The organism is Corynebacterium sp. KPL1814 (assembly GCF_000478175.1).
GTDB lineage: Bacteria > Actinomycetota > Actinomycetes > Mycobacteriales > Mycobacteriaceae > Corynebacterium.
This window is the reverse complement of sequence record NZ_KI515775.1, coordinates 363,653-383,267: the sequence shown is the minus strand read 5'-3', so window position 1 is coordinate 383,267 and position 19,615 is coordinate 363,653. Positions and strand designations below refer to the sequence as shown.

Genomic DNA, 19,615 nt, shown 5'->3' with positions numbered 1-19,615 from the left:
GCCAATCGCCCTAACCTGCGCTGAGATTATTCATCCATGTCGAATTGCTGGCACGTAGCGCCAAGAGCGGAGTTGATCTCCTCGATCAGAGAATCTGGCACCTCGGACTCCACGCGCAAGATGAGCACGGCATCCGTTTCCTGCTTGCCCTGCGTCAAGGCTGCAGCGATGATGTTGATGCCCGCCGCACCCAGCTTGGTGCCCACGGTACCCAGCGCGCCTGGGGCATCGGCATAGCGGAAGAACAGGTTGCGGCCCTCAGCCCGCATATCCACGCCGCGGCCATTGATGCGCACAAACTTTTCGGTGCCATCGATGCCAATGAGAGCACCGGTGAGCGAAGAGGTCACGCCTTCCGCGCTAATGACCTTGACCTGCAAGGAAGAACGGTGCCCCCTGGATTCTGGGTTGGTGGATACCGAAACTTCGACCCCACGGCTCTCAGCAATCTGCATCGCGTTGACGAAGGTAACCGGCTCCGAGGTCACACCGCTAAACAGGCCGCGGACGGCGGAAAGGCCCAGCACGTCCACATCCTCAGTGGACAGCTCGCCGCAGGCTTCGATCTCCACGGCGACGGGAGCCTGATCAAGCAGGCGCCCGGCGGTAAGGCCCAGCTTGCGGGCGAGGTCGAGCCAACCGGCAACCTCTTCGCCCACCGTGCCGCCGGAGACGTTGACCGCATCGGGAACAAACTCGCCGGCCAGAGCCTTGAGCACAGATGCGGCGACATCGGTACCCGCGCGATCCTGTGCCTCCACGGTGGACGCGCCCAGGTGCGGCGACACCGTGACCTGCGGCAGCTTAAACAACGGGGAATCCGTGCACGGCTCCGTGGAGTAGACGTCAAAGCCCGCACCGCGGTGGTGGCCGGAAGTAATAGAATCCGCCAAGGCCTGCTCATCTACGAGGCCGCCGCGGGCGGCGTTGATCAGAATCTGGCCTTCCTTTGCCTTGGCCAAAAGCTCCGCATCGAACATTCCGGCAGTCTCGGGCGTCTTGGGCAGGTGAATGGTGACAAAGTCTGCCTGCGCCATCAGCTCTTCAAGCTCGACCAATTCCACGCCAAGCGCTGCCGCACGCGCCGGATTGGCATAAGGATCGTAGGCAATAATCTTCGTTTCAAAGGCGCTCAACCGCTGTGCAAAAAGCTGACCGATGTGGCCGAAGCCGACGATACCAATAGTCTTGCCGTAGACCTCCACGCCCTTGAAGGAAGAGCGCTTCCACTCGCCCTCGCGCAAGGACTGATCCGCCGCTGGAATCTGGCGGGCAGTGGCCAAAAGCAAGGCAATCGCCTGCTCGCACGCAGAGTGGATATTGGAGGTAGGAGCGTTGACCACCATGACGCCTTTGTTGGTGGCGGTGTCAATATCCACGTTATCGAGTCCCACGCCCGCGCGACCCACAATCTTAAGCTTGGGCGCGGCTTCTAGAACTTCAGCGTCGACCGTGGTGGCAGAGCGCACGAGCAGCGCATCTGCTTCTGGAACCGCAGCAAGCAATTCCTCGCGGTTCGGGCCATCTACCCAGCGCACCTCGACAGAATCCCCCAAAGCCGTCACTGTGGATTGGGCCAATTTATCGGCGATAAGAACTACCGGCTTCGACATATCATCCTTCGTTTCAATTCGTTGTGCATTACGCGAAAATCACCGCGTGTGAAGGAAGTGTAGTTCAGTTTGGGGTGCCCTGCCTTATTTTTTCCTTAAATTCTTTCACTTGACCGAATTCCGGGCCCAAAGCAATCAGTGAACCCTCGTCCAGCCCCGCCACCATGGCCATACTCCGCTTATCTTCCAGCGGATCTGCCGTCGGCATCACCAATACCGAGCCACCATAGGCCGCGGCCGTAATGACATTGGCTACCGGGCTATCCGCCGTGGCCACAATATTGGGCGCCATCTGGCCATCGCGCCGCGACTGTGCCGGAACGGGCGATAACTTTTTACCATCGTCGTCGGGCTCACCCTCATAAGGAATCCAGGCAGGGCGCAACTCAACGTAAGGTGTTTTATCCAGCCGCGCGATGTCCTTGACCATTTGTTTCGGCGAGGCGACCACCTTGGACTCATATTGGAATGCCGTGAAATCTCCCAACGCTTCGTGCGTTCCCGGGTCCTTGATGACAGTGAAATCACCGCTGGATTGTGTCCATGGAATATCGCCAATGATGACGAGTCGTTTTACTTCCAAGTCACCTACCAGGTTGAGGATGTCACCGCGGCGCGAGCGATCGTATTCCACGGCCGGCAGGTGCTGGTTAATAGCCAACGTCGCCGCGCGCAGTTCGGATTTAGCATCGGGTGCAAAGAGCACCATCGAGTCAGAATCCTCGAAAAAAGTCCGCGCAGCGTCAATGCCGCTAGGATCATCGATGATTTCAAACTTGCCAGCGAATTTGGGATCGATAAGGCGGTTTTGATTCTCTGACTTGGCGCGCTCAAGCTCAACGTCGGACTCGGAGAGATCCGACAGCCCACGCTTTACCAGTTTGGGCTCCTGCAAGGCATCGCCGCAGCCGACAAGTACAAGGGAGGCTGCGATAACCGCTGCAGCCGCCCGGAACCTCTTAGCGGCCAAATGCATGTGGCCCCTCTTCACCGCCGGCCAGGTTTGCTTCATCGACATCTCGAATGACGGGAATGCCCAAGGTTTCTTCCACCAGGTTCACAAAACGATGGCGCCGATCCGCCAAGAATTCCTGAATCTTCGATTCCCTTAAGTTAGCGACATCGAGGTCGTGCGACGCCAAGACGGCATCAAATTCCTCGTCTTCCATGATGGACTTGGATTGCACGCGTGGCAGGTAGCGATTCGGTGCGAATCCATCGAGGACGACCTCTGTGCGTTTGCCCATCGGGGTAAAGTTCATGACCGACTGCGCCAAGACCGAATCCACCCCGTGGCGCTGGCACCAATTCAGTGGGAATACTGGGAAAAATCCAGGCTTGAGCTCTTCAAAGGTATGGCGAGTAAACTCGCTGCCCGTCCGCCAGTCCTTCGCGCCACGAGCCATGAGTAAGACGTAGATTCCGTGCCAAACGCCATCGTTTTCATCGACCGAGAGCAGGCGGGATTCCCGGAATCCTGCATCTGCGACCGTTTTGGGAACGTCATCGGTGGCCCCGGCCACCCACTCGGTCACCTCATCCACGTCGCGGGCGGCGCGCAGCGGCACCGCGGAAGAGCCATAGAGCTCACCAAAGACGCCACACCAGAACCACTGGTCGATGCGATCCCATGCCTGCTGGCTAGAAAGCGCCCCGGACCGCTTTGCTAGGCGCGCGATGATGACTGCTAGCGGCACGATCTGTTCGGTATAAGGAACCTGATCGAGGCTTAAAATGCGGCGCTGCGCCAAGAATTCGGCGACCTCGTGGAAGGTGATGCGCAGGTCGTGCGCGGCCGCCTTGTACTCGGATAGGGACAGCTTCAAAATATCTTCGCGCTGGCCGCCGGCATTGCCCTTCTCCCCTGTGACCAAGAGGGATACTGCGGAGAGGAATTCATTGCGTCCGATGCCATCGAGCGCGGGAGAATCCCGCAGGTCCTTTTCCACCTGCTGCCAATCGTTAGCAAGGTGGAAGGTGGGATCTTCAGAAGCAAAGACGGCGGTTAAGAGATCGAAGACATCCATCTGCAGGCCGGCGGAATTCGCCTGGGCAAAGATGGAACCGATTCCGGCCTGCTCCGTTTCGCGGGATAGCCGGATCATCGGGATGTCATAGCCCGCCAAGGGACGCACGATGCGGTTATTGAACGCAGCGAGCTCGGCGCTGTACCGCTCGTGTGTGGCGGCGAGCTCGAAAAGCATGCTGGTGCCTTCCTCGCTGAGTAGCGAGGCCACAGGGATGCACATATTATCCAGGCCATCCTGGCGGCAGGTGATAGCCCCATCAATATCGGGGCCGAAGTGCGAGCAGATCTCGCCGTTCTGGTCGACGGCGAAAATGGCGTCATCGGCAAGCAAGTCCCCGCTTACCGCGGCCCGGACGTCAATGAAAAAGCGGCGGTGAACCTTCTTTTTCCGGAAGTCGGTGGTCTTGACAAAACCCTCGCCGTTAAAGCAGTGATAAAGGGAGGTAAGGCGCTGTTGGCCGTCCAAAAGGAGCAGCCCAGGCTCGACGCCAGCCTCGGGCGCACCCGCCAACACTCGGGGGCGGAAACGCATCTTTTCATTGCGGGTATCCAGGGCCATCAGTGCGCCGATGGGATAACCACGCAGGACCGTAACGATAAGTGAGCGGATGCGGTCTTCATCCCAGGCATAGCTGCGCTGGAAATCTGGAAGCTGGATATCGCCCCGGTCAATCCGCGAAAAAAGATCCTTGAGATCATAGCTTGGCGTCGTAAAACCCATAGGGCCAATACTACCCGCAACACCTCTGCGGTACCTCACGGACTTAAGTGCTGGGATAGCACGTAGCCAAAACGCAAAAGCGGCCCGCCGGGAACTTCCCGCGGGCCGCACTGGCTTCAGCTATTGCCTAGGCAGTAGCGTCCAAAGGATTCTTTACCCAGCTCATGAGATCGCGCAGCTTGGTGCCGGTCTTTTCGATCTCGTGCTGCGCAAATTCCTCGCGCAGGTCTTCCAGCTCCTTATTGCCGCCCTCAACGTTAGCGAGCAGGCGCTTGGTGAAGGTGCCGTCCTGAATATCGGACAGGACATCCTTCATGCGCTGCTTGGTATCGGCGTTGATGATGCGCGGGCCGGAGATGTAGCCACCGAACTCGGCGGTATCAGAGACCGAGTAGTTCATGTTGGCAATGCCGCCCTCGAACATCAGGTCCACGATGAGCTTCATCTCGTGCAGGACCTCGAAATAAGCCATCTCTGGCTCGTAGCCAGCCTCGGTCAGGACCTCAAAGCCGTTGCGGATGAGGAACTCGACACCACCGCACAGGACGGCCTGCTCACCAAAGAGGTCGGTAACAGTTTCTGCCTCGAAGGTGGTGGGGATAACGCCGGCGCGGGCGCCACCGATTGCTGCGGCATAAGACAGGGTCAGGTCATGGCCCTCGTTCTTTGGATCCTGCTCGGTAGCAATCAAGCAAGGAACGCCCTTGCCGTCAACGAACTGGCGGCGGACCAAGTGGCCCGGACCCTTTGGCGCGACCATACCGACGGTGACGGACGCAGCCGGCTCAATCAGCTTGAAGTGGATATTCAGGCCGTGACCGAATAGCAGTGCATTGCCGTCTTCCAGGTTCGGGGCAATGTGCTCTTCGAAGATCTCCTTCTGGGAGGTATCCGGCGCCAAGAGCATAACGACGTCGGCCCACTTGGATGCCTCCGCGACGGACTTGACTTCGAAGCCAGCCTCTTCCGCCTTGGCTGCGGACTTAGAGCCCTCGCGCAGACCGATAACAACCTCAGCGCCGGAATCGCGCAGGTTCTGGGAGTGGGCGTGACCCTGGGAGCCGTAGCCGATAACAGCTACCTTGCGGCCCTGGATGATCGACAGGTCAGCATCGTCGTCGTAGTAGGTATCAATAGCCATTTCAAATCCTCAATTCTTTGGTAGGAGAAGCTGTAATGAAGCGTCCTAACGCAGAGTATATACCACTGCGCGGGACAATGTGTTCACATCGTGAGATTTTATTTACTTTTTGGGAGCTGTCGCCTTCGGGCCGCGCCCCAAGGCTACGTGGCCCGATTGCACGAGTTCACGAATCCCGAAGGGCTCGAGAACTTCAAGCAGCGCCGCGAGCTTGCCCGGCGTACCGGTAGCCTCCACGACAACCGATTCCTTTGCCACGTCCACCACGCGGGCGCGGAAGATATTTACCGCATCCACCACCTGCGCGCGGTTGGAATTATCGGCCGATACCTTCACCAGCATGATGGCGCGAGCAACGGTGGAATCTTCTTTAAGTTCCACGACCTTGATAACCGGAATGAGCTTATTGAGCTGCTTCGTTACCTGCTCAATGATCACCTCAGAGGCATCCACAACGATGGTCAGCCGGTTAATTCCGGGGGTTTCCGTGTGCGCGGAGACCAAGGACACCAGGCTGTAGCCACGGCGGCTAAACATTCCCACCACGCGGGCGATGATGCTTTCTACATCCTCAACTAATACCGATAAGGTATGCCGAGTTACCTCGTTTTGCGTCATGGTTTATGCCTCCTGGATGGTTTCGTCAATCTCAGCCGGGGTTTCCGCGGCGGATTCAGCTTCATCAAAAAGCGGGCGCAGGCCGCGGGCGTATTGGATTTCCTCATTGGAGGCACCTCCACCGATCATCGGCCACACCTGCGCATCTTGGCCGACGATGAAGTCAATGACAACTGGCTTATCGTTAATTGCCTGCGCGCGCTTAATGGCCGGAACGACTTCTTCTTCGCTCGTGACCCGGATGGCTTCACAACCGAGTGCCTCGGCCAAACGGACGAAGTCCGGGGTGAAGGCGTTTTCTTCGCGCAGCTTGGTGTGCGAATAGTGCTGGTCATAAAACAGCGTCTGCCATTGCCGGACCATTCCAAGGTTTCCGTTATTAATGACGGCAACCTTAAACGGGAAGCCTTCCACGGCGGCGGTGGTAAGTTCCTGGTTGGTCATTTGGAAGCAGCCATCACCATCGATGGCCCAGACTTCCTTTTCTGGACGCGCTGCCTTTGCACCCAAGGCAGCGGGAACGGCATAGCCCATGGTTCCAGCACCACCGGAGTTGATCCACGAACGCGGGTGTTCAAAGTCCAAGAACTGCGCGGACCACATCTGGTGCTGGCCCACGCCCGCACAGTAGATAGCTTCCGGCCCCACGGTCTCACTGAGCTTTTCCAAGACGAATTGCGGGTTCAGCAGGCCATCATCGGTGGGCTCATAACCGCGCGGGAAACGCTGCTGCATGCCGCGCAGGTAATCATGCCACTGTTTCACCTCGGCGGCCGGCTGTACATCCTTCTTGCGGTACTCCTTACTCAACGCGGTCAAGCACTTTTTGGCATCGCCGACGATGGGGACCGTAACTTCCCGGATCTTGCCAATCTCAGCTGGGTCAATATCGGCGTGGACGACCTTCGCATTGGGTGCGAATGTTGAGGTATCGCCGGTCACGCGATCATCGAAGCGGGCACCGATGGCAATGATGAGATCGGCGCGCTGCATCGCCGCGACGGCTGGGACCGTGCCGTGCATGCCCGGCATTCCCAGGTGCAGCGGGTGGGAGTCCGGAAAGGTCCCCAGCGCCATCAAGGTGGTAACCACAGGGATATTCGTGAGTTCCGCAAACTCCAGCAACTCTTGGGAGGCATTAGCTTTAACGACTCCGCCGCCGACGTAGAGCACGGGCTTTTCCGCTTGCGACATCAATTCCACGGCCTGGGCCACCTGCCGGTGGTGTGGCTTGGTGACTGGCTTGTATCCCTGCAGGTCAAGCGTTTCCGGGAAGCGATAATCCACAAAGCCGTTTTGCACGTCCTTCGGGATATCCACGAGCACCGGACCGGGGCGGCCGGTGGAAGCCAAGTGGAAGGCAGCCGAAATTGCAGAAGGAATCTCGGCGGGATCCGTCACGATGTAGTTGTGCTTGGTAATGGGCATGGTGACACCGCGGATATCGGCCTCTTGGAAGGCATCGGTGCCCAAAAGGTTGCTGCCCACCTGGCCGGTGATGGCAACGATGGGAACGGAGTCCAGGTTGGCATCGGCAAGCGCGGTAACCAGGTTGGTCGCACCAGGACCGGAGGTAGCGATGCACACGCCCACCTTTCCGGAAGCCTGCGCATAGCCCTCGGCGGCGTGGCCGGCGCCTTGTTCATGGCGGGTTAGCACATGGCGAAGCTTCGTTGAACCATGCAGTGCATCGTAGAGCGGAAGCACGGCACCGCCGGGAATACCGAATACGAGATCGGTGCCCAGATCTTCCAGCGTGCGGACAATAGCATGAGCCCCACTCATTCGCTCCGCAGACGCAGCAGAAGTTGCAGCGGCCGCGGAAGCAGGCGTGGGCGAGGATGTCGTTACCACGGTGTATGTGCTCCTTGGTTTGGTCTGTCAGGGAAACTGATCATCGAAAACGCCCTAGTTACAACTAAAGCCCCCGCGGGCCGGTGGTCTGCGGGGGCGAAAGCGTCGACGTTCAGGAAACGTCGCGGTCACCGCCGCGCTCGTACCACCTGAAGTCGAATAATGATCATATTTCCAACTATATACCGATAGAATTATATCTGGAAGCCTTTACCCCCTTTTGGGAAAAGTTTCTCACATGATGAAACTCCGCGAAAAAATGGTTCGCTTCCCCACCACATGGTCAATTAGGCTGGCTGACTATGACCCCACCAGCACAGGACAAACAACCTCGTCAGTCCACCACCCAGGCAGAGGTCTTCACCCCTTCCCGCGACCACATCTTGGGCATTTTAATTCTGTCCACGATCGCCTTATTAAGCATTGGCTGGGCGCCCAAATACCTGGGGTGGCTGCTGATTATCCCCGTTATCGGCCTCTGGTGGGTCCTCAAGGCCCGCACACGGGTCTCTGAGAAGGGCATTTCCATTTCGTATGCGTTCCGGAAGAACGTTTCCATCGCATGGGATGATTTCGCCGGAATTGGCTTCCAGCGCGCCCGGGCCTTCGCGCAGACTAAAAATGGTGCGAAACATAACCTGCCTGGCGTAACCTTCAACTCACTGCCCCGCTTGGCACAAGCATCCCGCGGGCGCATTCCCGATGCCCTCACCCAGGGCCGCGAGGCAGCCGACGACAAGGTCGTCATCGTACACCGCGACGGGCAGCAGATCCTCTTAAGTAAAGAGGAATACGCTGCATACCTAGAAAAGCACCCCGAGCTTAAAGATTCGGCAGAAAACTAAATCTACTTTCTCCCCTATTTGACCAATCTATAAGGAATAGTGACTTAATCCATGTTCCCACTGCGCTCTAAAGTAACTACCGTCGGACGCCAAGCCTCCGGTGCGCGTGCCTTGTGGCGCGCGACTGGCACCAAGGAAAATGACTTTGGCAAGCCGATTGTCGCCATCGCCAACTCTTATACGCAGTTCGTCCCCGGCCACGTGCACCTGAAAAACGTCGGGGATATCGTCGCCGACGCCGTCCGCGAAGCCGGTGGCGTACCCAAGGAGTTCAATACCATTGCCGTCGATGACGGCATTGCCATGGGCCACAGCGGCATGCTGTACTCTTTGCCCTCGCGCGAAATCATCTCCGATTCCATCGAATACATGGCCAATGCGCATACTGCCGATGCCCTCGTCTGCATCTCCAACTGCGATAAGATCACCCCGGGCATGCTCAATGCCGCAATGCGGTTGAATATCCCCACGATCTTTGTCTCGGGCGGGCCGATGGAGGCCGGCAAGGCCGTCGTGGTCGATGGCGTTGCCCATGCGCCAACCGACCTGATTACCGCAATCACCGCATCCGCGAACGACAGCGTTAGCGATGCCGGTTTGGCCCAGGTCGAAGAATCCGCCTGCCCCACCTGCGGTTCCTGCTCCGGCATGTTTACCGCCAACTCCATGAACTGCTTGACCGAAGCGCTCGGTTTAGCGCTTCCGGGCAATGGCACCACCCTAGCCACCCACAGCGCGCGCCGTGACCTCTTTGAAAAGGCCGGCTCTACCATCGTGGATATGTGCCGCCGCTACTACGGCGAAGAAGACGAGTCCGTCCTGCCGCGCAATATCGCCACCAAGGAAGCCTTTAGCAATGCCATGGCCCTCGATATGGCCATGGGCGGATCCACCAACACTATCCTGCACACCCTTGCCGCAGCGCAAGAGGGCGAAGTGGACTTCACGCTGGATGATATTAATGACATCTCCTACCGCGTGCCTTGCCTGTCCAAGGTCGCACCCAACGGCACCTACCACATCGAGGACGTGCACCGCGCCGGCGGCATTCCCGCCATCTTGGGCGAGCTGCGCCGCGCAGGCCACCTCAACCTCAAGGTCCACACCGCCCTCTATGACAATGCGGAGCAGTGGCTCGATGATTGGGATATCCGCAACCCACGCGTCACCGACCAGGCCCGCGAGCTCTACTACGCGGCTCCCGGCGGCGTGCGCACCACGGAGCCATTCTCCCAGTCCAACCGGTGGGATGAACTGGATACCGACGCGGTCAATGGCTGCATTCACGATGCTGACCACGCCTTTTCTTCCGACGGCGGACTTGTGGTCCTGCGCGGCAACTTGGCGCCGGACGGGGCCATCGTCAAGGCAGCCGGCGTAGAGGAAGAGCTATGGACCTTTTCTGGCCCTGCCCGCGTGGTGGAGTCCCAGGAGCAGGCCGTGTCCATCATCTTGAATAAAGAGGTCCAGCCCGGCGATGTCGTCGTCATTCGTTACGAGGGCCCGTCCGGCGGACCCGGCATGCAGGAAATGCTCCACCCGACGTCCTTCCTCAAGGGCGCCGGACTGGGCAAGGCCTGCGCCTTGATTACCGACGGCCGCTTCTCCGGCGGCACCTCCGGCCTCTCCATTGGCCACATTTCTCCCGAGGCCGCCCACCAGGGACTCATCGGGCTCATTGAAAATGGCGATACCATTTCCATCAATATCCACGAGCGCGAGCTCACGCTCGACGTGGACGAGGATGTTCTGGAGCGCCGCCGCGCCGCGCAAGAGCAGCGCGAAAAGCCGTGGACCCCGGTGGCCCGCAACCGCCCCATTACCAAGGCACTGCGTGCCTATGCCGCAATGGCCACCTCAGCAGATCGCGGCGCGGTGCGCGTGGTAGATGGCTTTGTAAATTAACATAATTAGCTGCTAAATCGCTGGGACCCCGGTGGGGTGCGACCTCAGTATCAGAAGTTCCTATACCTTGTACTGCGATGAAATTCGCTCATACCCCGTTATTCCGATATACCGTGGCCCTGCTGGGGCTCCTTTTCGGCGCCTGGCAGGTCGTTGAAGACACCCGCATCACAGACTTCCCCATCGATATGGTGATCTACCGCGAGGGAGTCAAGGCCTTCCTCGAGCACCGATCCGTTTACAGCGAGCCGATGCTTGCCGGCGATATTCAGCTGCCGTTCATTTATCCGCCCTTTGGCGCCTTAGCGATGGTCCCGCTCACGGCCTTCGACGCCATCGACCACAACATGGCCGGCAACATCATGGTTATCCTTTCGGATCTCCTGGTGCTCGTTAGCCTCTACTTCGTTTTCAAAGCGGTGCTCAAGAATACGGAGTTCCTCTTGCCCGCTACCGGCATTACCTGGGCGATTGTCTTGCACTTTGAGCCGGTTGACCTCAATAACAGCTTTGCCCAGATCAATATCGTGATCATGGCGCTGGTAATCCTTGACCTCGTACCGCGCAAGCGATTCCTGCCGCAGGGAATCCTCATCGGCGTGGCGGCCGCCATCAAGATAACCCCTCTGGCGATGCTGCTTTACTTCCTCGTGCGCAGGGAATGGAAGCAGATTGCCACCGCGCTGCTCTCCGCCGTAGTGGCCACGCTTCTTGCTGCAGCCTTCCGCTGGGACCCGTTCGTTGAGTTTTTTAGCTTCAAACTCCTCGAAATGGGCTCCGGCAGCGACTTCGGCGTGGGAACCGAGTATCAGTCAAATAGCTCCATCAAAGGCGCCATTCAGCGCGTGTACCCATCCGCTGAATCCATGGAAGCGAATGGCCTGACGATCGGCCTCGCGTGGCTCGCGGCCTCCGTTATCGTCGTCGTCCTTGCGGCTTGGCTCATTAAGCGCTTGTGCAGGGAGCATTTGCTTGTCGATGCCCAATTGGTCACCGCCCTCACCGTCCTGCTCATCTCCCCTGTATCTTGGTCCCATCACTGGGTCTGGCTCACGCTCGTTATTCCGGTGTTCATCTACCGCGCGTGGAGCTGGCTTTCTACCGGATGGGCTGCCCGCAGCCTCGTGGCCGTCCTCATCGCCTGGTCAGGCCTACTATTGACCGTTCCACCGAAGTGGTGGTGGGGCGATCAAGTCAATGTCCATGCCATGAACCACGTCCAAAAGTTCTGGGTGGATGACTTTGTCTGGCTTACCGTGCTTACCGTCGCGCTGTACGCGACCGCGTTCTGTGCGGCCCAGTGTCCTCACGCCACAAGCAACGCTACTCCTGCTCCGCTAGCGACTTAAGCGCGGCGAGGTGGGCATCGAATGCGGACTTGCCGGTAGCAGTGAGCATCACCCACACGGTGTCCTTATCGCGGGAAGATCCGTACTCACGGAATCGGCTGACATAGCCTTCCTTTTCCAAGGCGGTTAATTGTTTGGATAAGGTGGCGGCCGATTGCCCTACCTCTTCCCGCAGCGCCGCGAAGCGCATTTCGCGGCGCACCGTCCCTTCAACCGCACCCCGCGCGTTCAAAACTGCGCAGATTTTGAAGCGATTGAGCGGATAGATAACGGGGTCAATATCACTGAGCACTACGGCCCTCTCCTTGCCGCGCTGCAAGGTCCAAGGCACGAGATTGCAGCACCCACACCATTGCCGCTGCCCACAAGACCACGAAGATTACCAGGGCCCACGTGTGCTCACGCAGCATGTTCGTAATAAACATCGGGATAAGGATTATTGCCATCCCCGCATAGTATTTCTTATCGGCCTTGGGCTGGGTATACGGATCCTGGCGATAGCTGGTCCGCACCTTATTTTGGTAATGAAGCAGCGCCCACACAATGAATCCTATAAGGACAAAGTAGAAAATGAGAAACGCGACGGGGTGCATGACCTCCGCGAATACAGTCATTCCCACGTAGAACGCTGCCAAAGCGATCACTATAAGGATATTTTGCACCAGCCGCTTACGCTCAGCGCCTTTATCCTGCAGGCTGTCATTAAACTCGAGCGACTTCTTTAGCTCATCTTCCATCTTCTACCACCATCTCCAAAATCCAGGATTCCATACTTTCCTTTATGGCAATTCTTTCACTTTCCAAAGTGAAAAGCAAGGGTGGAAAGAAAATCCCCACCGCATTGACTGCGGCGGGGATCCACTCAAGCGGTAGCGAATAACAGGCTAAGCAATGGGGTTTACTGCCGCACCAAAGAACCACACGGCAACCAAGATGGCGATGCCAACCACCACAAAGACCCACGACGTACCCAGCGGGCGCCGTACCCAAGAGCGGCCAAAGTCCAAGGAAATGAAACCGGGACCGGTAAATTGCAGGCCAATCGCGATAACGAAAAGTACCAGGGACAGCCATACCGAGTCCGGCCAGTCAAAGACCTGGAGACCGGCACCCGATTCCGCCAGCTCGTGCAATGCGGTGAAACCTGTAACGACCAAGCCAAGCATTGCCGCCAGCGGGCTAATCAGGCCCAAAAGGAGGAACGCGCCCGCGATGAGCTGAACGGTTGGTACAGCAAGGGCAAACGAATCAGCCCAAGCATACTGGGAGTAATCGCTTTCCAGCCCGGAGACACCTGTGTCATTGCCCAGCGAGAAGAAGGTGGATATTCCGGCAATAATAAGGTAAGCACTCATAGCCAAGCGGACGAAGAAGAGGCCGAAGTCGATGGTGCCGCGGCGCCCATAGCGCTTATAGCCTTCCTTATCCTCCTGTTCCTGCTGCAGCTGACGCTCTTGTTCCGCCTGCTCCTCTGGGGTCAGGGCAGCATCTTCATCCGCGAAGCCTTCGGTCTGCGCCGGTGCTGCGGGATCCAATACCGCGGTATCCTCACCCGTGGATTGTTGGCTCCCCTGCTGTGCAGCCCCATTGGCATCAGGATTGGGCATAACTTCCGTTTCCGCTGCCTCTTTCTTGCGCGGCCGAATTTCTTGCGGTTCGGCGCGCCCTGCGCGCGCAAAGACATCGGGGTTATCCCGTTGCACAGAATCGTAGGCAGGGACGTTGAGATCCTCGTCTAAGGGATTAGCTTTATCCGGTTGCTGCTTATCGCTCATACGACCAATTTAAGACACTTGCCTGCAGTTTTGCGGTACCGTTAACGGCGCGCCGCAATTGTTCCCCGCACCTCCCTTCCCCTGACTTGCAACTTGTTGTAACATCAACATTGTCATGTAGTTGACATATAAACATTAATTGCCAGCGGGAAACTTCCCCGCCTTATTAATCCACCAAAATTGGGAGTGAATCGATGACTTCACACGACTCCGATTGGGCAGGAGATGCCCGCAATGCTTCACCAGACGGCGAGATTATTCGCGATACCACCTATATCGAAGACCGCATTTCACCTGCGGTATCCGAGGTAACCTCACAAGACGATGGCACTTTTTATTGGCCGATGGAGGCTGGCCGCTACCGCTTAGTCGCCGCCCGCGCGTGCCCGTGGGCGCACCGCGCGGTCATCGCCCGCCGCTTATTAGGTTTAGAAGATTCCATTTCCCTAGCCCTCGCCGGGCCCGTGCACGATGCGCGGTCCTGGACATTCGATCTAGATGAGGGCGAAGTGGACCCGGTTTTGGGCTACAAGCGCCTGCAGGAAGCCTACTTTGAGCGCTTTCCGGACTATCCCCGCGGAATTACCGTGCCAGCCTTGGTAGAAGAATCCACCGGCCGGGTGGTCACCAATGATTACCCCTCTATGGTGCGTGATTTTATTGAGCAGTGGACGGACTTCCAGGCAGAAGGTGCTCCCGATCTCTTCCCTGAACAGCACCGCGAGGAGATGGACGAGCTCAACGAGTACATCTTCCACGGCATCAATAATGGCGTCTACCGCTGCGGTTTCGCCGGCTCGCAAGAAGCCTACGAAGAGGCTTATGACCAACTGTGGGAGGCACTCGATTGGGCCGAGGAGCGCCTGGGCACCCAGCGCTATATGGTTGGCGATCACATTACCGAAACCGATATCCGCCTGTTTGCCACCCTCGTGCGCTTCGATCCGGTGTATTACTCACACTTCAAGTGCTCGCGCCACAAGATCCAGGAACTGCCCAACCTGCGCGGCTACCTGCAAGAACTATTCCAGCTACCAGGTTTTGGCGATACCACCGATTTCACCGAAATCAAACAGCACTACTTTGCCACGCACACCGAAATCAACCCCACCCGCATCGTTCCGGTGGGACCGGATATGTCCTGGCTAGCAGAGCCGCACGACCGCGATCGCTTTGGCGGGCAGCCCTTTGCCCCTGGCGTGCGACTCCCGGGCCCCATTCCCTCCGGCGAGGAAGTAAAGAATCCGGAAGACTTTCAGCTTAAGCTCTTCCCAGCCCCGCAGCCGCGTTAATTACGGACCTCGTCAGATCGCTTAAGACCTCGGATTCTAGGCGCCAGCGCTGCCAGTAGAGGTCGATGTCGAGCTGGTGGTCATCGAGAAGCAGCAGCTCTTTCGATTCCACCAGTGGCTGGGCCTGGGCCTGCGGCAAAAGCCCCCACCCCAGGCCCACGCGCACGGCCTCCAGGTAGCCTTCCGAAGAGGGAATTTGCGAGACCCGTGCGCGCACGACGTGGGAGTCAATAAAGCGCTCGCGCATGGCATCATCGAGCACTTGGTCATTGGGGCCATAGCCCACCAGCGGCATCGTCTCCCAGGTAAACCGCCCTGAATGAAAGCCTTCCGCGATGTGTGGGGCGGCAACGGCGAAATAGCGCATGGTCCCCAAGAACGTGGAATCGCACCCGGATACCGGCGAATGCTCCCTTGTTACCGCACCCAAGACATCGCCGCGCCGCAGCATCGCGAGCGTGCGGGCCTCATCCTCAATGCGGATGCGCAGGGCAACGTCTCCCCGCTGCGCGGTATCGCTTAATACCTGCGTAAACCAGGTGGCGAGCGAGTCGGAGTTGATGGCCACCGACAGGGGCACGCGCGCTAGGCGCTGGCCCAACCGGGCATCGGTTTCTGCCTGCACCAACGCCATGCGCCGGGCCGCCTGCACCAAGATCTCGCCGGCTTCCGTCGCCCCCACCGGATTCGCCCGCCGCACCAGCACGCGGCCGGTGCTCGCCTCCAACGCCTTAATGCGCTGGCTTACCGCAGACGGGGAAATCCCCAGGACCGAGGCGGCGACCTCAAAGCTTCCTTCTTCCACGATGGCCAGCAAGGTTTCCAAATGTACCGGGTTCATGAAGCTATTCTAAACCATATGAAGATAGATTAACTGGACTTATTTACCGCTTGGATTCACACTAGAGGCATGTCCATCGTGCTTGCTGGTTTTGTGCTTGGTTTATCCCTCATCGTGGCCGTCGGCCCCCAAAATGCGATGCTGTTGAAATACGGCATCCGCCGCGATCATATCGGACTCATCATCGTTGTATGCGCGCTCTCCGATGTCATCCTGATTACCTCCGGCACCGCCGGTGTCGGCTACCTGGTGGAGCGCTTTCCGACGGCGCTTGAAGCGCTCAAGTACATCGGCGCGGCGTACCTCGCCTTCTTCACCTTCACCTGCTTCCGCGATGCCTTCAAAACCAAGGGCGAGGCCATCGACGTGGAATCCACTTCCCCCAATTCCACCGAGGAAGTCGCGACCTTCGACGGCGACAGCGACTCCACGGGTGGGGCCGGCACCGGGCACGGTTCTGTCGCCACAGCTACCGCCACCCAGCGCCAGGAAATTAAGCGCTCTCCCTCCTGGGTTAAGCCACTACTTACCGCGCTGGCGCTAACCTGGCTCAATCCAGGCGCCTATGTCGATGTATTGGTCATGCTCGGCGGCATCGCCAACCAGTATGGCAATCCCGGCCGGTGGTTATTCGCCGGCGGTGCCATCGCCGCCAGCTTTACGTGGTTTCCCGTCATTGGCTTCGGCGCAGCCCGCTTCTCCCACGTCCTCTCCCGCCCCGAAGTCTGGCGCTGGATTAACGTTGGCATCGGCATCATCATGATTGGCCTGACCCTCAAGCTCCTCCTGCTGTGATCCCCTAGCCCAGCTCCAGCGCTAAGCGTTTAAAGGCGGCATCGGCAAGCACACGGCATAAAAAATCCCTCCTCAGGAAATCCTGGGGAGGGAAAATTATTGCCTGAAGGCGAGATTACTTCTTGGAACTTTCCGCATCGGAAGACTCATCGTCTTCCTCTGGGTCACCGATAGCACCGGTTTCTTCGATCCACTGTTCAATCTCTTCCGGCGAGCGGTCGTGCTCTACGCCCTCGCGCTCGACGTAGTAGGTGTGATCGTCCTGGTTTTCCTTCTCAAATTTTTCCTTATCAAAGTCCACGTCATCATCACCGTCGAGCTTCTCCGTCACCTCGGTCACGAGCTCTTCATAGAGCGATTCGCTATCCATATTAGAATCCTCGAGGTGCTGACCAATCTCATCGTCGTAGCGCTCTGCGTCGTAGTCCTTATTCGGATTCAGCTTGAGGTGCATCAGCGAACGCACTCGCTCGCGGCGCAGCGCCTCATCCTGAATCTTGGACTGGCTGCGGAACCATGCGAAGACCAAGACGGCCACCATCGCGATGCCCATGTAGCCGATGACCGGGTAGACGTACTGCATCAAAGTCTTGAAGCCGAAGAAGGAGACGCCGAAACCTGCGAGACAGCCTGCGATGAAGATAACGCGGAACTTGGCCTCGTTGCCGGCGGAGAGGCGCTTACCCAATGCGTAGAACATACCGATGGCGGTATTGAAAATCATCAGGTAAATAATGATGGCCATGATCCCGCCCAAGACTGGGTTGACGCTATCGACCAAGGAGAGCATCGGGATATCGGAGCCCTCGATCTCCTCGGCGTTCATCAACAGCGCAAAACCTGCCAGGCCCATCATGACGGAGTAGACGATGCCGCCTACGACGCCGCCCCAACCGGCCTCACGGGGGCTAATGTTATCGCCGCCGATAACCAGCGACATGGATACCGCCAGCATCAAAGCTAGACCGTTGTAGTTCAGTGCGGAGACCAGCCAGTTGCCAATCGGGGTATCGATTTGGCTGGAGGCTTCCATTGCCGCACCGATATCGTCCGGCATATTGAACATGGTGTAGATGGCCACACCAATGACGGCAATAATGATGGACGGCGTGAGCATACCGATGACCTTGGACACCTTATCGACGTCCATCATGCCGACGGCAATCACGAGCCCCAACATCAGCGTCGAGCCGATCCAAGCCTGCCAGCCAAATTGCTGCTCCATATTGGAACCGGCACCGGCCAGCATCACGAAGCCGATGGCAAAGAGCGTGATGATAACGGCGACGTCCAATAGCTTAGACACGATAGGGTGGGTGACCTTGCGGAATACCGTATTGTGCTCAGTGGCGTGGAAATAGCTGCCCAATTGCAAGAACACGGTGCCCGCCAGCGTCATAATGGCCGCTGCGACCACAATGCCGGCAATACCCCAGGTGCCGAAGGCGGTGAAATATTGCACGACCTCTTGGCCCGTAGCAAAGCCCGCGCCTACCAGCAGGCCCACGAAGGACATAGCCATGGCGAGAATATTTTTATAAGACACAGTTGCCTAACTTTTGTAGCGGATAATTTTCACACACCAGTGCGCGCGTCCTAGGCCCCCTCCTTATCCCCCGACGCGTGCGGGGAGGCGCGGCGCAGGAGTGTGCTCCTGTGCACATGGTACGTAAGCCAATAACGAAATCCTACTTGCACGTGCGTGAAATACAATACATCATCTTTTGTCGATGAAGTAGCTTACATACTTAATCCGCGAAAGTTTCCGTATCGATGACAAAACGGAACTTCACATCACCGGCAACAACCCGCTCATAGGCTGCGTCAACGTCATCAACGCCCACCTTTTCGATGACCGCGCCGATGCCATGTTCTGCACAAAAGTCCAGCATCTCTTGGGTTTCGGCAATGCCGCCAATATTGTTTCCGGTCAATACTTTACCGCCACCAACGAGGTTGCCCATCGTGATTCCCAGTTCCTCCGGCGGCAGGCCGACCACAGACATGATCCCCCGCGGCTTCAACAGCTGCAGGTAGTCATTGAGGGAATAGGAGGCGGAAATGGTAGACAAAATCAAGTCAAACTCGCCCCTGTGGTTGGCAAAGAAATCGGGGTCCTCACCCGTTGCCAGCACCCGCTGCGCGCCGAGCTCGTAGGCTTCTTGTTCCTTGCGCAAGGAGCGGGAAATGACGGTGACCTCAGCGCCCTTGGCGGCGGCGATCTGCACGCCCATGTGGCCCAGACCGCCAAGGCCAACGACGGCTACCTTATCGCCTTCCTTGACCTGCCACCGGGCCAAGGGCGAGTAGGTGGTAATTCCGGCACACAACAACGGAGCAGCAACGTCAAAGTCGAGGCCTTCTGGAATCGTCAACACGAAATTCTCATTGACTACAACTTTTTGCGCATAGCCGCCCTGGGTAATGGTTCCATCAACGTCTTCAGAGTTATAGGTTCCCACCGAGCCGTTCAGGCAGTTTTGCTCCTGCCCATTGCGGCACTGCTCGCACACCCCACAGGAGTTGACCAAACAGCCGACCCCCACGCGGTCGCCCACCTTAAACTTGGTGACCTTGTCCCCTACTGCTTCGACCACGCCAGCGATCTCGTGGCCCACCGTCAGCGGGAAATGGGCCTCGCCCCACTCATTGCGAATAGTGTGGATATCCGAGTGGCAAATGCCTGCCGCCTTGATATCGATGACGACGTCATCTTCGCGGGGATCGCGCCGTTCGATTTCTACGGTGCGAAATGGTGCATCCGGACTCGTTTTTTGCAGAACTTTAGATTTAATTGGCATGTCACATAGTCTACGCTTTACCGCCCTGACCTGCCC

17 protein-coding genes are annotated in these 19,615 nt (G+C 58.0%); 5 read left to right on the top strand and 12 right to left on the bottom strand.

All coding sequences use genetic code 11. The features are described from left to right. Positions 1-26 precede the first annotated feature (26 nt). From serA to HMPREF1257_RS05665, 6 genes are all read right to left on the bottom strand, one after another. Positions 27-1,613: a phosphoglycerate dehydrogenase gene (serA, locus tag HMPREF1257_RS05690; protein WP_023026408.1), complete on the bottom strand. Its 1,587-nt coding sequence runs from the start codon at positions 1,611-1,613 to the stop codon at positions 27-29. A gap of 64 nt (positions 1,614-1,677) precedes the next feature. Beyond that, a complete protein-coding gene (locus tag HMPREF1257_RS05685) occupies positions 1,678-2,589 on the bottom strand; it encodes a hypothetical protein (protein ID WP_023026406.1) in 912 nt (303 codons plus the stop codon). Further along, complete coding sequence (locus HMPREF1257_RS05680; protein ID WP_023031206.1) at positions 2,573-4,363, bottom strand: DUF262 domain-containing protein; 1,791 nt, start codon at positions 4,361-4,363, stop codon at positions 2,573-2,575. Before HMPREF1257_RS05680 ends, HMPREF1257_RS05685 begins: the two co-directional genes overlap by 17 nt. Before the next feature lie 127 nt (positions 4,364-4,490). Then, positions 4,491-5,504 (bottom strand): ketol-acid reductoisomerase, encoded by a 1,014-nt coding sequence (ilvC, locus tag HMPREF1257_RS05675; RefSeq protein WP_023026402.1) that lies wholly within the window; start codon positions 5,502-5,504, stop codon positions 4,491-4,493. 102 nt (positions 5,505-5,606) lie between these two features. Then, on the bottom strand, positions 5,607-6,122 hold the full coding sequence (gene ilvN / locus HMPREF1257_RS05670; protein WP_023026400.1) for an acetolactate synthase small subunit: 516 nt from the start codon (positions 6,120-6,122) through the stop codon (positions 5,607-5,609). Between the two features lie 3 nt (positions 6,123-6,125). After that, complete coding sequence (locus HMPREF1257_RS05665) at positions 6,126-7,976, bottom strand: acetolactate synthase large subunit (RefSeq protein WP_023026398.1); 1,851 nt, start codon at positions 7,974-7,976, stop codon at positions 6,126-6,128. Positions 7,977-8,278: 302 nt separating this feature from the next. On the opposite strand from HMPREF1257_RS05665, the gene HMPREF1257_RS05660 reads away from it, so the two are divergent. The 3 genes from HMPREF1257_RS05660 (at position 8,279) to HMPREF1257_RS05650 (ending at position 12,075) form a co-directional block, all read left to right on the top strand. Next, entirely contained in the window at positions 8,279-8,821 is a 543-nt protein-coding gene (locus HMPREF1257_RS05660; protein WP_023026397.1) for a PH domain-containing protein, read from the top strand. 51 nt (positions 8,822-8,872) lie between these two features. Further along, positions 8,873-10,726, top strand: a complete 1,854-nt coding sequence (ilvD, locus tag HMPREF1257_RS05655; RefSeq protein ID WP_023026396.1) for a dihydroxy-acid dehydratase — start codon at positions 8,873-8,875, stop codon at positions 10,724-10,726. A gap of 77 nt (positions 10,727-10,803) precedes the next feature. Then, positions 10,804-12,075 (top strand): glycosyltransferase family 87 protein, encoded by a 1,272-nt coding sequence (locus HMPREF1257_RS05650; RefSeq protein ID WP_023026395.1) that lies wholly within the window; start codon positions 10,804-10,806, stop codon positions 12,073-12,075. Here the strand turns inward: HMPREF1257_RS05650 and HMPREF1257_RS05645 are convergent. From HMPREF1257_RS05645 to HMPREF1257_RS05635, 3 genes are all read right to left on the bottom strand, one after another. Next, entirely contained in the window at positions 12,050-12,367 is a 318-nt protein-coding gene (locus HMPREF1257_RS05645; RefSeq protein ID WP_023026394.1) for a transcriptional regulator, read from the bottom strand. The genes HMPREF1257_RS05650 and HMPREF1257_RS05645 overlap by 26 nt on opposite strands. Further along, the gene (locus HMPREF1257_RS05640; protein ID WP_023026393.1) at positions 12,357-12,812 is read right to left on the bottom strand and encodes a hypothetical protein; all 456 of its coding nucleotides are present in this window, start codon (positions 12,810-12,812) and stop codon (positions 12,357-12,359) included. The genes HMPREF1257_RS05645 and HMPREF1257_RS05640 overlap by 11 nt, the downstream gene beginning before the upstream one ends. Positions 12,813-12,959: 147 nt before the next feature. Further along, positions 12,960-13,850: a DoxX family protein gene (locus tag HMPREF1257_RS05635; RefSeq protein ID WP_023026392.1), complete on the bottom strand. Its 891-nt coding sequence runs from the start codon at positions 13,848-13,850 to the stop codon at positions 12,960-12,962. 194 nt (positions 13,851-14,044) lie between these two features. Between HMPREF1257_RS05635 and HMPREF1257_RS05630 the strand changes: the two genes are divergently transcribed. Beyond that, complete coding sequence (locus tag HMPREF1257_RS05630; RefSeq protein ID WP_023026391.1) at positions 14,045-15,142, top strand: glutathione S-transferase family protein; 1,098 nt, start codon at positions 14,045-14,047, stop codon at positions 15,140-15,142. Here HMPREF1257_RS05630 and HMPREF1257_RS05625 read toward each other — a convergent pair. Next, positions 15,111-15,983, bottom strand: a complete 873-nt coding sequence (locus HMPREF1257_RS05625; protein ID WP_005280244.1) for an ArgP/LysG family DNA-binding transcriptional regulator — start codon at positions 15,981-15,983, stop codon at positions 15,111-15,113. The two genes, HMPREF1257_RS05630 and HMPREF1257_RS05625, sit on opposite strands and share 32 nt — an antisense overlap. Before the next feature lie 69 nt (positions 15,984-16,052). On the opposite strand from HMPREF1257_RS05625, the gene HMPREF1257_RS05620 reads away from it, so the two are divergent. Beyond that, positions 16,053-16,778, top strand: coding sequence for a LysE/ArgO family amino acid transporter (locus tag HMPREF1257_RS05620; RefSeq protein WP_023026390.1), 726 nt, complete (start codon positions 16,053-16,055; stop codon positions 16,776-16,778). A gap of 115 nt (positions 16,779-16,893) precedes the next feature. Here the strand turns inward: HMPREF1257_RS05620 and HMPREF1257_RS05615 are convergent, their stop codons facing one another. Continuing rightward, positions 16,894-18,324: a hypothetical protein gene (locus tag HMPREF1257_RS05615; protein WP_023026389.1), complete on the bottom strand. Its 1,431-nt coding sequence runs from the start codon at positions 18,322-18,324 to the stop codon at positions 16,894-16,896. A 202-nt stretch (positions 18,325-18,526) separates the two neighbouring features. Further along, positions 18,527-19,579, bottom strand: coding sequence for an NAD(P)-dependent alcohol dehydrogenase (locus HMPREF1257_RS05610; protein ID WP_023026388.1), 1,053 nt, complete (start codon positions 19,577-19,579; stop codon positions 18,527-18,529). Positions 19,580-19,615 lie beyond the last annotated feature (36 nt).